Consider the following 12,055-nt stretch of genomic DNA (forward strand, 5'->3'; position numbering starts at 1 on the left):
TCACTTTTTTGCCCGGAAAATGCAATAGCGGACCATCTTGTCGCGGAACACCTTGTACTGGGCGAGCGCGACCTTGAAATTCGCGGTCTGTGCCTTGCTGCGGAGTCCCAGCCATTGCATGGTCAACTGCATCGGATAGGTCCACAGGGCAGTCAGGTACATTCTGCGGGACGAGGGCATGGTTTCGGCCGTGGCCTCGGTGATGTGCACGTCGCGGAAGCCGCATTCCTCCATGCCGGCCTGGAACTCCTCGACGCTGGCGAGGTTCGGCACGGCCCACCCGTTCAGGCAATCCATGACCGCCTGCCATTCCTCTTCGTTGAATTCCCGGCGCGTGGCATAGCCGTCGCAGGCGATCAGCGTGCCGCCCTTGCGCAGCAGGCGGTAGGCTTCCCGGAAGAAATCCCGCTTGTCGGTCGCATAGCAACTGCTTTCGACCGCCCAAACCACGTCGAAGGATTCGTCCGGGAACGGCGTCTTGCAGAAATCCGCCTGCTGAAAATCAACTTTATCGGACACCCCGTGGCGCTCGGCGTTCCGCTTGGCGTGCTCGACCTGCCGGGCACTGACCGTGACGCCGGTGGCGCGGCAGCCGATATGCTTCGCCAGCCAGATCGAGCTGCCGCCGATGCCGCAGCCCGCATCCAGGACATGGTCTTCCGGCTTGATGCCGGCGATTTCGGCGAGTATGCGATTCTTGTTCAGCAAGGCCTGGCTGTGGGTCTTGGTATTCTCGTCCCAATAACCGTAATGCAAGGCTAGATTCTCGTTGTCGAACCACGCCGTCCGGTAATCCCAATAACAGTCGTCGTAATGCTTCGCGGTGTCTACGCGAATGTCTTCCTCGGAAAACTCGGCGCCGTGGCGCAGGCTATCGTTGCGGTAATCTTTGTTCGGTTCGAGATAGTACGACATCGGTCTTTTATAGTTGTCAGTCAAAAACGGAAAATCGGTTCGGATGTCCGGCACGTTCGGTTGGCGCGCCGGCCGGGAAGCGGGCGTAATGATAACCCGAAGGATACGGATCAGCCGCGTCTTGCCGCACGGCAATAGAGTCCGCCGCGAAAGGACGGGACGCGCAACAGACGTCCGACGCCGTCCAGCAGCGTCAGAATCCGGGCAAGATAGGGCGGCATGTCGCCGCGCGGGATGAAGGTCCAGGAGCCGATGCGCTCGACCTCGAATCCGGCGGTTTCCAATAAATCGGTCAATTTTTTCTTCCCGAGAAAACGGTCCGTGCTCAGATGCTTGGTGCTGAGCCTCAGCCAAGGCGCAATTCGGGTGTACCAGACATATTCCGCGTTCGGCGTGAGACAGACGAAGACGCCGCCCGGCTTTAGAACGCGGCAAGCCTCGCGTAGCGCCTGCCGCTGATCGAGCATGTGCTCCAAGGCGCCGACGCACAGCACCGCATCCGCTTCGGCATCGCCCACCGAGCTCAAGCTTTCGGCGGGCGCCACGCTCAGACGGATGCGCTCGCCATGCGGGTGTCCAAGACGAAGATGCTCTGCCTGCTCGATCATGCTGGGCGAAAGATCGGTGCCGTGCACGCGCTCGAATCGGGCGGCCAGGGGAAAAAGATGCATCCCGGTGCCGCAGCCGATTTCGACCAGTGAACCGTGACCGGCGCGTTCCAGCAGGCGATCTATTATGCCGAGCCGGTAGCGCAAAAGCTTTTCCGCCTTGCCGTGGCAATCGCGGTAAACCGGCGCCAGACGGTCGAAAAACGCCCGAACGTCGTCCAAGCCTTTTATCGGCGTAGTGCGAAGACTCATGGCATCATGCCGGGCGTTGCGGCCGATAGAGCTGAAACAGGGAGTACAGAAACGAGGCGCATAGCGCGAACGTCGCCGCCACGGCGAAACCCGTACAGTGGAGCTCGACCGGCAGCAGGCACAGAACGAATACGACGATGGCGATCACCGAGACGGAGCGGGTGAACCAGTTGCCCGCCGCGACGCGCCGGGGCGGCCCCGCCAGTTTGACGAACAGCACGAACAGATAGCGCAACAAGCCGGGAAACAGAATCCAAATGCAGACATGGCCGCGGTTATAAAGAAGCAGGCATAGAGTTAGAAAAAAGAACGCATCCACTTCCTTGTCGAAGCAATCGCCGAAGGCCGAGGTCAGGCCGCGGCGTCTCGCCAGCCAGCCGTCCCAGTGGTCGGCGTATAAAATGGTCAGGGCGAAGGACGCTAGAAACCAGCCGTTCGATAGCGGAAAAAGCAGCAGAAAGAGCGTTGCCATCAAACGGATCAAGGTAATCGCGTTAGCCGCCCCGAACGCCCCGGAAGGCGTCCATTCCCGCCGGAACTGATGGATCAGGGCAAGAAAAGATGCAGCGGCCATCGCTGCGAGAAACTCCGGCGGGGACTTAAACCACAGACCTCCGATCGCGAGCCCCATCAGCATCGCATGGCGTTCGCTCCATTCGACCAATCGGGATTCAAGAGATAGCTTATGACTCATTCTGGTTATTTCGGTTGATACGATGAGACTCGTGTTCATTCATCCGCCGCTCGATGCCTGCCCTTCCGGCGGCAATGTCTTCAACCGCCAAATCATCCGCCAGGCGCGAGAAACAAGCTTTCCGCTCGAAGCCGCGGAAGTCCCGCCGGACGGCGCGATTCCCTATTTGCCGCGCAACGCGATTATTCTATGGGACAGCCTGCTTCTGGAAGACTTGTCGAATTATCCGCTAGAGCAATTTCCGATTCGGTGTCAGAGCGCCCGACAGGTAGGTCGGCAATCCCTTGCCGACTTATCGGCTCGGCAAAGGACTTCGTCGGAAGGGGCGTCCTGGCGCTCCCAGGACGGCCGTTTGCGATTGGGAAGGGATTGCCGACCTACGTTCTTCCCGCCCGACACGAAGCCGTACACCGGGATGAAAAACGCTCTAGCCGGGGATGAAGCAGTGCACGGGCTCTTGGTGCATTATGTCCCCTTTCTGAACCCGCTGCTCGACGCGGACCGGCGGAAAGAAGAGGAAGATCGGTTCGAGCGGGCGGCGGAGCGCGTCCGGTTCTTCATCGCGACCGGATTATCGATTCGATGCCTCCTCGAACGGCGCTACCCCGGTAAGCCGGCTTTCCTATGCGAACCCGGAGTCGATGCCGCGTTTCTTGCCGCGAGACAAGCATCGGGCAAGCGGTCAACGGACCAGCCGGTTCAAATCGCGACCGTCGCCAACCTGCTTCCCGCAAAAGGGCTGACTGAACTGCTCGAAATCCTGGCCGGACTCAGATATTGCGACTGGGCTTGGCACGTTGCGGGCTACGACCGAATCGACCCGAACTATGCCGGGCGCTTCCGCTCACGCGTCGCGGATCTCGGACTGCAAACCCGGATTTTCCTTCACGGCGTTCTGGATACGCCGGAACTGGCGCGGTTTCTCGGCGGAATGGATGTTTTCGCCTTCGCCAGCCGATTCGAAGCGTACGGCATGGCTTTGGCGGAAGCGGCGGCCGTTGGCCTGCCCATCGTGACCACGGAGGTCGGCGAAGCATCGCGCATCGTGCGGCACGGAGAGACCGGCTTCGTTGTACCCCTCGCGGACCGCGAGGCTTTTCGGAATGGCCTGGAGCGACTGCTGTCGGACCGCGACTTGCGACGCCGTTACCGCTCACGGCTGCTGCGGAATACGCCCCGTACCTGGGACGCCGCTTTCGTTGACTTCCGGAATGCCGTCGAGGCTGTTGCACTCCGATCGCGTGGTAGAACAGCCTATGTCCAAGAAATCTAAGTACATCCCATAAAGTTCTGCGGAAAGGGCGTACACTGGAGGCATGAAAGCCATCCTGATCCCCCCGTTGGGCAAAGCGCAACAGAGTGAGTTAGACACCCTGTATCGAAAGACCAAGGACCCACGACTCCGAACTCGTGCCCAGATGGTCTTGCTCTCGGCCGAGCGGGGTCTCAAAGCGCTGGAGATCGCGGGGATCGTGCGGGAGAGCGAGGACACCGTGGTGCGGTGGCTGAAACGGTATCAGAGCGAAGGCGTGGACGGGCTGAAAGATGCGCCGCGAGCGGGACGGCAAGCCAAAGTGACGGCGGCGTATCGGGCCGCCCTGGTGGCGGCGGTACGGCGCCGTCCGCGCAGTTTGGACCTGCCGTTTTCCATATGGACCCTGCAACGGCTGGTGGATTACCTGGCCGAGCAAACCGGGATTCGCATCGCTCTGGAAACCCTGCGCCAAACCTTGAAGCGCGAAGGGATTGTGCTCAGTCGTCCGCAGCATAAGATCAGCAGCCCTGATCCAGACTATGCGGTGAAAAAAAAGCGGTCGAAGACACCCGCGATCACTTGAAACCGGGCGATGTGTTTTACTACGCCGACGAGTTTAACCTCAGTTGGCTGCCTACCTTGACGGCGTTGTGGAGCCCGGTAGGCCAGCAAATTATGATTCCGACCCCAGGTCAGCCTAAGAAGCGCTATGGGTTGGGAGCGGTGAATTACCATACCGGTGAAACCGTGGTCTTATTCAAACGACACAAGCGCCGTCGGGAGGTGGCCGAACTGCTGCAAGCCATAGTGGACCAGCATCCCACGGGGACGATTTACGTCGCGTGGGACAATGCCGACACGCATCAAGACGACGAGATCGAAGCGGTCGTGCGCGGAGCCGCCGGGCGACTGGTCCTGCTGTACTTGCCGACCTATAGCCCTTGGCTCAACCCGATCGAGATGCTGTGGCGCCATTTCCGCCGCGAAGTGACCCATTGCGAACTCTTCGAGACGGTAGCCGCCTTGCTCCAAGCCGCCCGCGAGTTCTTCGACCGTCACAACCGCTCTCCACAGCTGGTGCTCTCGATTATCGGTTCCTATGCCGTAAAAGTTTCATGAATGTACTTAGAGCATTTTCTAATCAGGTGTACGGCATTACTGAATTTTCCCGTATGGCGCGCCCGAGCATCGTCGGCTGGAGCCGGAATCGCCCGTAGGGGCACGCGAAGGATCGCGTGCGGCGACAGAGGCACAAGGAAGTGCCTTCTGTCGCCCCCGGCTCCAGCCGGCGACGCGCAGGATCAGCGCGCCATCCGGGTGCCCTTTCTTTTGGTTACTTTTCTTTGGGCACGCAAAGAAAAGTAACTCGCCAGCGGGGCGAGACCCGCTTCAAACTGACTTGCTGCCGAAGGCAGCTTCCTTATTGGAGCGTACATCAGAGATGAAAACGCTCTAGATTATCCATTAAATGCATCGTTCAGGGGGGAGTGATATGCTTTGTTTTTCGTGGCCAGCCAGGCTGGGTCAGTATGCTCTGGTCGCCCTCGCAGTCGGAGGTCTTGCCGGTTGTCTGTCTCCGGTCACACTGAATCACGCGGTCATGGCCTACGACGAGGTCACAACCGATCTCCTCTCCCGGCAGTTGCTTTTGAATATCGCTCGGGCGCGCCATCATCATCCCATTCACTTTACCGGAGTCTCGAACATCGCGGCGACCTTCAATTTTCAGGTGAACGCCGGCGTTACTCCGGCCCTGACCGGCAATAACGGCGGCTTGCTAATGCCCCTCTTCGGAGGCAGTGCCGCGGAAAATCCGACCATCAGCATCGTGCCGATCGAGGGTGAGGAATTCACCAGACGGCTGCTGACGCCCATCCAGGAAAACAAGCTGACGATGCCCCTGCGGCAAGGGACAGACATCGATCTCGTGCTGCGGCTCATCACGAGCGAATTCCGGATGTATCGCCAAGGCGAGGTCGTTGCGTTTTACAACCGGCCGTCCGACCGGGGCTATGCGCCATTCCGACGCCTCGTTCTCCATCTGTCCTCGATTCAGGATCGCAATGCGCTTTACGTAGAACCTTTACAGTTCAGACAAAGCTTTGAGTATCCGGCCGATCAGGTGACGCCGGAAGCGCTGACCGCGTTGCAGAAGGAGTTCGCGGTAGATTATGACGCCTCGAAACAGTTGTACCGTCTGTCGAAGCCGGTGACCGGACGGATCGTGATCACGAACTATGATCCTAATCTTCTTTCAAATGACGAGCGCATTCGCCTCAACGAAGCGGCGGAGACCAGCGCGTCCGACGAACTGACCGTCGATATTCGCGCCGATTATCCCGGCGGCGAATATCCCATACAAGGGAAGTTCCGGTTGCGCAGTTTCCACAATGTCCTGAATTTCCTGGGACGCGGGATCGCGGACGAGCAGGAGTATGACGTGCCCAAGGACACTAGGACGCCGGAGGTAGCGGAGAACCCGGTCAGCGCCATGGGCGTGTTGGAGTCGGAGAGCGCGCCCTCGGGTGTGGATTTGGCGGTCAAATACCAGGGCCGCTATTATGCCGTGCGTCCGGACCTGGGTTATCCCTGGAACCGGGAAGCTTTTCGCTTGCTGTCCCAATTGTTCCAAATGACGGTAACGGAACTGCCCCAATTCGGCGTACCCAGCATCACGATTGCCAAGTAATGTAGCTGGGTTGGCAAGGGGCTTTGTCGGAAGGGTCGCGACTAAAGCGACCGTTTGCGATTGGGAAGGGATTGCCGACCTACGAATTTCCCGATCATCACCGCCAAACTAACGCTCTAAAACCAGGCCCTTATACCCGCCACCGCCCTTACGCTGTGCTTGTGCTCTCTAAGCGACTGCTCCTCGACGTAATCGAAGCCGATATAAGGCGCGAATTCCCGCACGATTTCGTAGCGCAGCCTGAGTCCCGCTTCGAATTCGGTGATGCCGGCCTTTACGCCGCGGTTCTCGATGTCGTCCGCGGACACGTTGATTTCGATGCGTGGCTGGGCGATGAGGCGTTGGGTTAGTAAAAGCTCATAGGCCAGCTTGAAGCGGCCGAGCACATTGCCGTTCTCGCTGATGAACATCGCCGCCTCGGTCTCGAAAAAATAAGGCGCGAGCCCCTGGATGCCGATGACGCCGTCGAAGGTGCGTTCCGGCTCGAACGCGCGGCGGATGCCGATCTGGGCGTCCCAGAAGGTGGCGATGTTGCGGCTGTAGAGCAACTGAAGGTCGGCCCGCCCGAAAATGTCCTGTTCGAAGACGTAATCGCCCTCGCTTTTCACCCACAGTTTGTTGTAGTCGCTGCCGGTCCAGCCTTCGATGTCCCATTTGAAGAGGTGAATGTCCCCGTTCCCCTCGTACTCGAACCGTTCGAACCTAAGATAGTTGTAGATCGCATCGTCCATCTGAGCGGTCGCACGGCCGCTCCCGAACATCATCAAAATGGCCGCGGCACAAACCGGAACGGAACGCCGGACACGGTGGTGTTCGAGACTCGGAATCACCTTCTCAAGCTCCCGTTTTCGCAGCTGTATCGGGAGGCTCCACGATGATCTTTCGAAACATCCCGGTTTCCATGTGATAGACCAGATGGCAATGAAACGCCCACTCGCCCGGCGCGTCGACCGGCACGTCGACGTGCACGGTCTCGCCCGGCTTGACGTTTACGACGTGTTTGCGCGGATTGAACGGCCCCTTGCCGTTATCCAGGTCCTGCCACATGCCGTGCAGATGCAGAGGGTGGTTCATCATGGTCTCGTTAATGTAGGTAAAGCGCACCCGTTCGCCGTACTTGAGGCGAATCGGCTCGGCCTCGGAGTACTTCTGGCCGTTGATGGACCAAATGTAGCGGTTCATGGTACCGGTGAGGCGCAGAATGATTTCCCGGTCGGGCTCGCGCCAGTCCGCATGCTTCTCCGCGCTCTTGAGATCGGCATACGATAGCACCCGATGGCCCGTGCCGGCGCGTTCTTCGACATGCTCCGCCATGGCGTGGCCTTCGTGACCGGCGTGTGAAGACATGGCGTGATTCATCTCCGGCATCGCGGCATGATCCATGCCCGCCATATCGTGACCTTCATGCCCGTTCGTCCGATGTTCCTTTTCCGGCGTATGCTTCATGGCCGCGTGCGGCCCGCCGGCCGCAGAACCGTGCTCCATGCCGTGGGCCGCCGCCATCTCGGCCAAAGTCACCAAGGGTCGTGGCCGTAGCGCCGGAACCTCCGCCCTCATGCCGCGCCGGGGAGCCAGGGTCGCTCTCGCATAACCGCTGCGGTCCATGGCTTCCGCGAAAACGGTGTAAGCCTTCGCTTCGCGGGGCTCGACCAGCACATCATAGGTCTCCGCGACGGCGATACGGAATTCGTCCACCTCGACCGGCTCCACGTCCTGGCCGTCCGCCTGGATGACCCGCATCCTGAGTCCCGGTATTCTCACGTCGAAATGGGTCATCGCCGCGGCGTTGACGAAACGGAGCCGGATGCGCTCGCCCGGCTTGAACAGAGCCGTCCAGTTGGCTTCGGGACCTTGGCCGTTGACGAGGAAGGTGTAGGTATAGCCGGTGACGTCGGCGATGTCGGTAGGGTCCATCCGCATCTCGCCCCAGGCCAGCCGGTCGGCCATGGTTTCCTTGACGCCCTTGCCGGACAGATCCCGGAAGAAATCGAACACGGTGCGCTTCTGGAAGTTGTAGTAGTCGCTCTGCTTCTTCAGCTTCGCGAGCACGCGGTGCGGGTTCTCGTCGGACCAGTCGGACAGCATCACCGTATACTCGCGGTCGTAAGCGTGAGCTTCGCCCTTCGCGGGCTCTATGACGATCGCGCCCATCAGCCCAAGTTGCTCCTGCATCGCCGAATGGCCGTGATACCAGTAGGTCCCGCTCTGGCTCAGCCTGAAGCGGTAGCTAAAGGTTTCGCCGGGCGGAATCCCGGGAAAGCTGATGCCGGGCACGCCGTCCATGTCGTAGGGCAGCACGATGCCGTGCCAGTGGATAGAAGTCGGCTCGTCCAATCGGTTGGTCACGCGCAAGGCGACTTCCTCGCCTTCCCGCCAGCGCAGCGTGGGCGCCGGCAATGAGCCGTTGGCCGCGATGGCGGTCCGTTCCCGTCCGGTCAGATTCACCGCTTTCTTGTCTATGACCAGCTCATAGCTTCCGGCCTGGACCGGCGGCGCCGACAGAACCGCGAACCAGAAGGCCGCGATTCGGCATTGCCGGATAATGGCATTTACGGTTTGCACGGATTTTCGCCTCTAAGTGTTCTCGGGAATTTCAACGCTTCGGGATTTGGCCGCCAACAGCATCGCGTTCAACTCGAAAAAGCTTTCAATGTAGAGCAGGTTAGGCACGCATCGTACGTAACCAGCAAAGTTTCTTCGGCATCTCCGGCGGATACGGCATGGTTCGTGGCAGTGCGCGCCTCCCACCCTATATCGGAAAACGGAATCGGAACCATGTTTTCGGCCTATCTCTAACTCTGCTTGACGGCGATGGCGTACAAGGCACTCGCTTCGATACCGGAGACTTTGCCCTCGCGAAGTAGGCCCAGATTGCTTTCCCTGACCAACGCCTGCTCTTCGAGCGAAAGCAGATCGATCGTGCCCCGATAGCCGCATCCGCGCGCGATGGTCCACCAATCGTCGGGCGACTTTAGCGGATGAGAGTAGTTTTCGGTATGTATCTCGGCTTCGCGGATACCGCCTTCGGCGAGCATGGCGCGCAGCCCGATGGAATCGTCGATCCGGTCCCAGGGATTGAATCCCTTGTAGAGATCCGGCCGGACAGAGCGCACGGTATCCCAGAATAGACTATCGGCCGGCTCGAAAAAGTCCCGTCCCCAGGTGGTTATCGCCAATTTGCCGCCCGGACGAACCAGGCGCCACAACTCGCGCACCGCCTGCGCCATGTCCGGCACGAAAAAGATGCCGAACACGCACACCACCGCGTCGAAGCTGGCGGCCGGCAAACCGAGGTCGAGCATGTCGCCAGTCCGAAATTCAATATTGGTTAGTCCACGCTTGGCGGCCTTGGCCCTGGCGAGCGTCAACAGCCTTTCGGCCAAGTCGATGCCCAGAACGAAGCCGTCCGGCCCCACCCGCTCGGCAGCCGGCAGGGCCGAGGCGCCGCTGCCGGAGCAGAGGTCGAGCACCCGTGCTCCCGGCCGCAAACCCAGCCGGTCGATCGTTCGCCGTCCATGGTAATCCCAAAATCCCAGTTCCGGCGCATCGAATAGGTCGGCGGCGGCGTTATAGGCCGTGGCCGCCCGGTGTTTTGCCTCGTCAGGAGTGACCATGTTTGTTCCCCTAGTTTGGTTGAGCTTGTATTAGTACTAATGACACCGCTGCTTGAGATTGCGGCCCAAAAGCCAGTAGTTCACCGGCCATGCGGCGATGAACCCGGCCGGCAACGCCGCCAGATATCCCAGCCAGAACCGGAACGAGAGCATCGAGGCCGCTTGCACGCCGCCTAGATGATAATCGGTCAGATTCATCGCCAGCTCCATGACCGCGATGGACACGGTTTCGCCGATCCAGATCGTGCGGAACGCCCGAATCCAGCCGAAGCCTTGACGGACCAAGGGCCATAAGCCCAAGGCGTAGCCGCTGACGAAACCCAGAACCGTGGCGAGCATCATGGTGGTCCACGGATTCAACCCCAAGCTCACCCCGATGGCCAGCCCGACGAATTCGCCGATGGCGCAACCGCTCAGGCAATGAACGGTCGCGTGAGTCGCCAAATGCGTCGGCGAAGAGCGGCTGGCTCCATGATGGTGAGCGTGCGCCGTGGAAAAACTGGCACCGCCGTGAAGGGGTATGTGATGAATATCATGGCTCATGAGTCGCTCCTTATGATGTTGATGTCGTGGCATTGTCGCGCTTTGATTCGAGGGTATTGTCCCCGAGGACCGCTTCGATGATCGGGCATCCGCATACGGGACCGGCGCCGTCACAGGCATGGACGAGTTCGGCCAGGGTCCGGCGGACCCGGTCGAGTTCGGCGATCTTTTGCTCCAGTTCCGCGAGACGGCGCTCGGCAATCGCCCGAACCGCGCTGCGCTCGCCGACGCCGTCGTTTAGCGCCAGCAGTTCGGCGATTTCTTCCAGCGAAAACCCGAGCGCCTTGGCCCGGCGGATAAAGCGCAGCCGATCCACGTCGTCGGGCTGGTAAAGCCGGTAGCCGGCCGCCGTGCGCGTCGTTTTTTTCAAAAGGCCGGCGCGCTCGTAAAAGCGAACCGTATCGATGCTGATCCCGGCCTGAGCCGCAGCTTTCCCGATGGTGAGCATGGAGCACCCTCCTCTTCTCAGTGCATGCGTCGATAGCGTAAACCCTGGACCCAAGTCCAGAGTCAAGCGTCCGTCGCGGTATTTACAAATATTCGGGGAGATTTGGCGGAACGGGATTTCGATTTCGTTTGGGCGCGGCTTTCGCCTTCGGAATTCCGCATGTCGGGCCGAGGCTATTCGAACTCCACCGGCGCCACAAAAGTCGAAATGTTTACGGATGAAGGAATGCGCAGCGGCCGGCGGATTCGAAGCGGAATACCGGCCGAGATCGATATCCGGCGAGACATGGCTTCAAGGAGGTTTATCCATGCGATTCAAGCGATTGGTGAGCACCGGAATGGTGCTGTTGGCAACCCTGATCCAGTTGCAGAATGCCTCGGCCGCCACCGAGGAAGAGGACTTCCTGGTCCGTAACGTCCAGGATCTGATCGACCTTTGCACCACGCCCCGGGACGATCCGCTGAACGTTGCCGCCGTGCATTTTTGTACAGGTTATCTGGTGGGCGCATATCACTATCACGAGTCCATGCACTCCGGGCCCGACAGCCAACCCTTGGTGTGCCCTCCCGATCCGAAGCCGACCCGGCAGCAGGCGATCGCGGAATTCGTCTCCTGGGCGCAAGCTCACCCGGAATACAACAACGAGCGCCCGGTGGATGTGATGTTCCGATTCATGACCCAAAAATGGCCGTGTAAAAAAACGGCTCGATCCGGCATGACCGATTGATCCACAGACAAGCGAGGGCCGCGATGAAATCGCGAATTTTCTTGAGTCTTTTGGGCGCAGCCTTGTTATCGGGGTGCGCCGGCATGTCTCCCAGCGAGCAGCGGATGTTGAGCGGCACTACCGGTTCCGCGGCGGCAGGCGCGGCAATCGGCGCCATTGCCGGGAATGCGGGCCTGGGCGCGGCGATCGGCGCGGGCACAGGACTGGTGGGCAGCTATCTGTACGACCAGCACAAACAGGCCGAGGAGCGTGCCTACCGCCAGGGTTATCAGCAGGGGCGCCAGCAACCAGCCCCGACCGCACCTTGACC

Annotated in this window: 14 protein-coding genes; 6 read left to right on the plus strand and 8 right to left on the minus strand. The window is 60.1% G+C overall.

Annotated features, from left to right (window positions below):
• From ACR2TX_RS05110 to ACR2TX_RS05120, 3 genes are all read right to left on the minus strand, one after another.
• The gene (locus ACR2TX_RS05110; RefSeq protein WP_077730900.1) at positions 1-915 is read right to left on the minus strand and encodes a methyltransferase domain-containing protein; all 915 of its coding nucleotides are present in this window, start codon (positions 913-915) and stop codon (positions 1-3) included.
• Positions 916-1,025: 110 nt separating this feature from the next.
• On the minus strand, positions 1,026-1,775 hold the full coding sequence (locus tag ACR2TX_RS05115) for a class I SAM-dependent methyltransferase (protein WP_086133449.1): 750 nt from the start codon (positions 1,773-1,775) through the stop codon (positions 1,026-1,028).
• A 4-nt stretch (positions 1,776-1,779) separates the two neighbouring features.
• The gene (locus tag ACR2TX_RS05120) at positions 1,780-2,469 is read right to left on the minus strand and encodes a CDP-alcohol phosphatidyltransferase family protein (RefSeq protein ID WP_434131457.1); all 690 of its coding nucleotides are present in this window, start codon (positions 2,467-2,469) and stop codon (positions 1,780-1,782) included.
• Between the two features lie 22 nt (positions 2,470-2,491).
• On the opposite strand from ACR2TX_RS05120, the gene ACR2TX_RS05125 reads away from it, so the two are divergent.
• The 4 genes from ACR2TX_RS05125 to ACR2TX_RS05140 all read left to right on the plus strand — a co-directional run bounded on the left by ACR2TX_RS05125 (position 2,492) and on the right by ACR2TX_RS05140 (position 6,413).
• Complete coding sequence (locus ACR2TX_RS05125) at positions 2,492-3,742, plus strand: glycosyltransferase family 4 protein (RefSeq protein ID WP_434131458.1); 1,251 nt, start codon at positions 2,492-2,494, stop codon at positions 3,740-3,742.
• A 43-nt stretch (positions 3,743-3,785) separates the two neighbouring features.
• A complete protein-coding gene (locus ACR2TX_RS05130; protein WP_434111134.1) occupies positions 3,786-4,307 on the plus strand; it encodes a helix-turn-helix domain-containing protein in 522 nt (173 codons plus the stop codon).
• The gene (locus tag ACR2TX_RS05135) at positions 4,304-4,843 is read left to right on the plus strand and encodes an IS630 family transposase (RefSeq protein ID WP_156881976.1); all 540 of its coding nucleotides are present in this window, start codon (positions 4,304-4,306) and stop codon (positions 4,841-4,843) included. The genes ACR2TX_RS05130 and ACR2TX_RS05135 overlap by 4 nt, the downstream gene beginning before the upstream one ends.
• A gap of 373 nt (positions 4,844-5,216) precedes the next feature.
• Complete coding sequence (locus tag ACR2TX_RS05140; RefSeq protein WP_434131461.1) at positions 5,217-6,413, plus strand: hypothetical protein; 1,197 nt, start codon at positions 5,217-5,219, stop codon at positions 6,411-6,413.
• A gap of 116 nt (positions 6,414-6,529) precedes the next feature.
• Here the strand turns inward: ACR2TX_RS05140 and ACR2TX_RS05145 are convergent, their stop codons facing one another.
• The 5 genes from ACR2TX_RS05145 to ACR2TX_RS05165 all read right to left on the minus strand — a co-directional run bounded on the left by ACR2TX_RS05145 (position 6,530) and on the right by ACR2TX_RS05165 (position 11,018).
• Entirely contained in the window at positions 6,530-7,243 is a 714-nt protein-coding gene (locus tag ACR2TX_RS05145) for a copper resistance protein B (RefSeq protein ID WP_434131462.1), read from the minus strand.
• A gap of 4 nt (positions 7,244-7,247) precedes the next feature.
• A complete protein-coding gene (locus ACR2TX_RS05150) occupies positions 7,248-8,975 on the minus strand; it encodes a copper resistance system multicopper oxidase (protein WP_434131464.1) in 1,728 nt (575 codons plus the stop codon).
• Positions 8,976-9,205: 230 nt separating this feature from the next.
• On the minus strand, positions 9,206-10,027 hold the full coding sequence (locus ACR2TX_RS05155) for a class I SAM-dependent methyltransferase (protein ID WP_434131465.1): 822 nt from the start codon (positions 10,025-10,027) through the stop codon (positions 9,206-9,208).
• 36 nt (positions 10,028-10,063) lie between these two features.
• Entirely contained in the window at positions 10,064-10,570 is a 507-nt protein-coding gene (locus ACR2TX_RS05160) for a DUF4396 domain-containing protein (protein WP_434131466.1), read from the minus strand.
• A 10-nt stretch (positions 10,571-10,580) separates the two neighbouring features.
• Entirely contained in the window at positions 10,581-11,018 is a 438-nt protein-coding gene (locus ACR2TX_RS05165; RefSeq protein WP_077730827.1) for a MerR family DNA-binding protein, read from the minus strand.
• A 307-nt stretch (positions 11,019-11,325) separates the two neighbouring features.
• On the opposite strand from ACR2TX_RS05165, the gene ACR2TX_RS05170 reads away from it, so the two are divergent.
• Together ACR2TX_RS05170 and ACR2TX_RS05175 are read left to right on the plus strand one after the other, a co-directional pair.
• Positions 11,326-11,745 carry a Rap1a/Tai family immunity protein gene (locus ACR2TX_RS05170; RefSeq protein ID WP_077730895.1) on the plus strand — a complete coding sequence of 140 codons (420 nt, stop codon included), beginning with the start codon at positions 11,326-11,328 and terminating at the stop codon, positions 11,743-11,745.
• Positions 11,746-11,768: 23 nt separating this feature from the next.
• Positions 11,769-12,053 carry a glycine zipper family protein gene (locus ACR2TX_RS05175; protein ID WP_077730826.1) on the plus strand — a complete coding sequence of 95 codons (285 nt, stop codon included), beginning with the start codon at positions 11,769-11,771 and terminating at the stop codon, positions 12,051-12,053.
• The last annotated feature ends 2 nt before the right edge of the window (positions 12,054-12,055 follow it).

It is taken from the genome of Methylocaldum sp. GT1BB, from assembly GCF_051027545.1.
In the GTDB taxonomy this organism is placed as follows: domain Bacteria; phylum Pseudomonadota; class Gammaproteobacteria; order Methylococcales; family Methylococcaceae; genus Methylocaldum.

What these genes read in the sequence shown, in the direction of transcription:
- ACR2TX_RS05170 (WP_077730895.1), top strand. Translation starts at nt 11,326, where the DNA reads ATGCGATTCAAGCGATTGGTGAGCACCGGAATGGTGCTGTTGGCAACC.
- ACR2TX_RS05110 (WP_077730900.1), bottom strand. Translation starts at nt 915, where the DNA reads ATGTCGTACTATCTCGAACCGAACAAAGATTACCGCAACGATAGCCTG.
- ACR2TX_RS05125 (WP_434131458.1), top strand. Translation starts at nt 2,492, where the DNA reads ATGAGACTCGTGTTCATTCATCCGCCGCTCGATGCCTGCCCTTCCGGC.
- ACR2TX_RS05140 (WP_434131461.1), top strand. Translation starts at nt 5,217, where the DNA reads ATGCTTTGTTTTTCGTGGCCAGCCAGGCTGGGTCAGTATGCTCTGGTC.
- ACR2TX_RS05165 (WP_077730827.1), bottom strand. Translation starts at nt 11,018, where the DNA reads ATGCTCACCATCGGGAAAGCTGCGGCTCAGGCCGGGATCAGCATCGAT.
- ACR2TX_RS05120 (WP_434131457.1), bottom strand. Translation starts at nt 2,469, where the DNA reads ATGAGTCATAAGCTATCTCTTGAATCCCGATTGGTCGAATGGAGCGAA.
- ACR2TX_RS05130 (WP_434111134.1), top strand. Translation starts at nt 3,786, where the DNA reads ATGAAAGCCATCCTGATCCCCCCGTTGGGCAAAGCGCAACAGAGTGAG.
- ACR2TX_RS05115 (WP_086133449.1), bottom strand. Translation starts at nt 1,775, where the DNA reads ATGAGTCTTCGCACTACGCCGATAAAAGGCTTGGACGACGTTCGGGCG.
- ACR2TX_RS05155 (WP_434131465.1), bottom strand. Translation starts at nt 10,027, where the DNA reads ATGGTCACTCCTGACGAGGCAAAACACCGGGCGGCCACGGCCTATAAC.
- ACR2TX_RS05175 (WP_077730826.1), top strand. Translation starts at nt 11,769, where the DNA reads ATGAAATCGCGAATTTTCTTGAGTCTTTTGGGCGCAGCCTTGTTATCG.
- ACR2TX_RS05160 (WP_434131466.1), bottom strand. Translation starts at nt 10,570, where the DNA reads ATGAGCCATGATATTCATCACATACCCCTTCACGGCGGTGCCAGTTTT.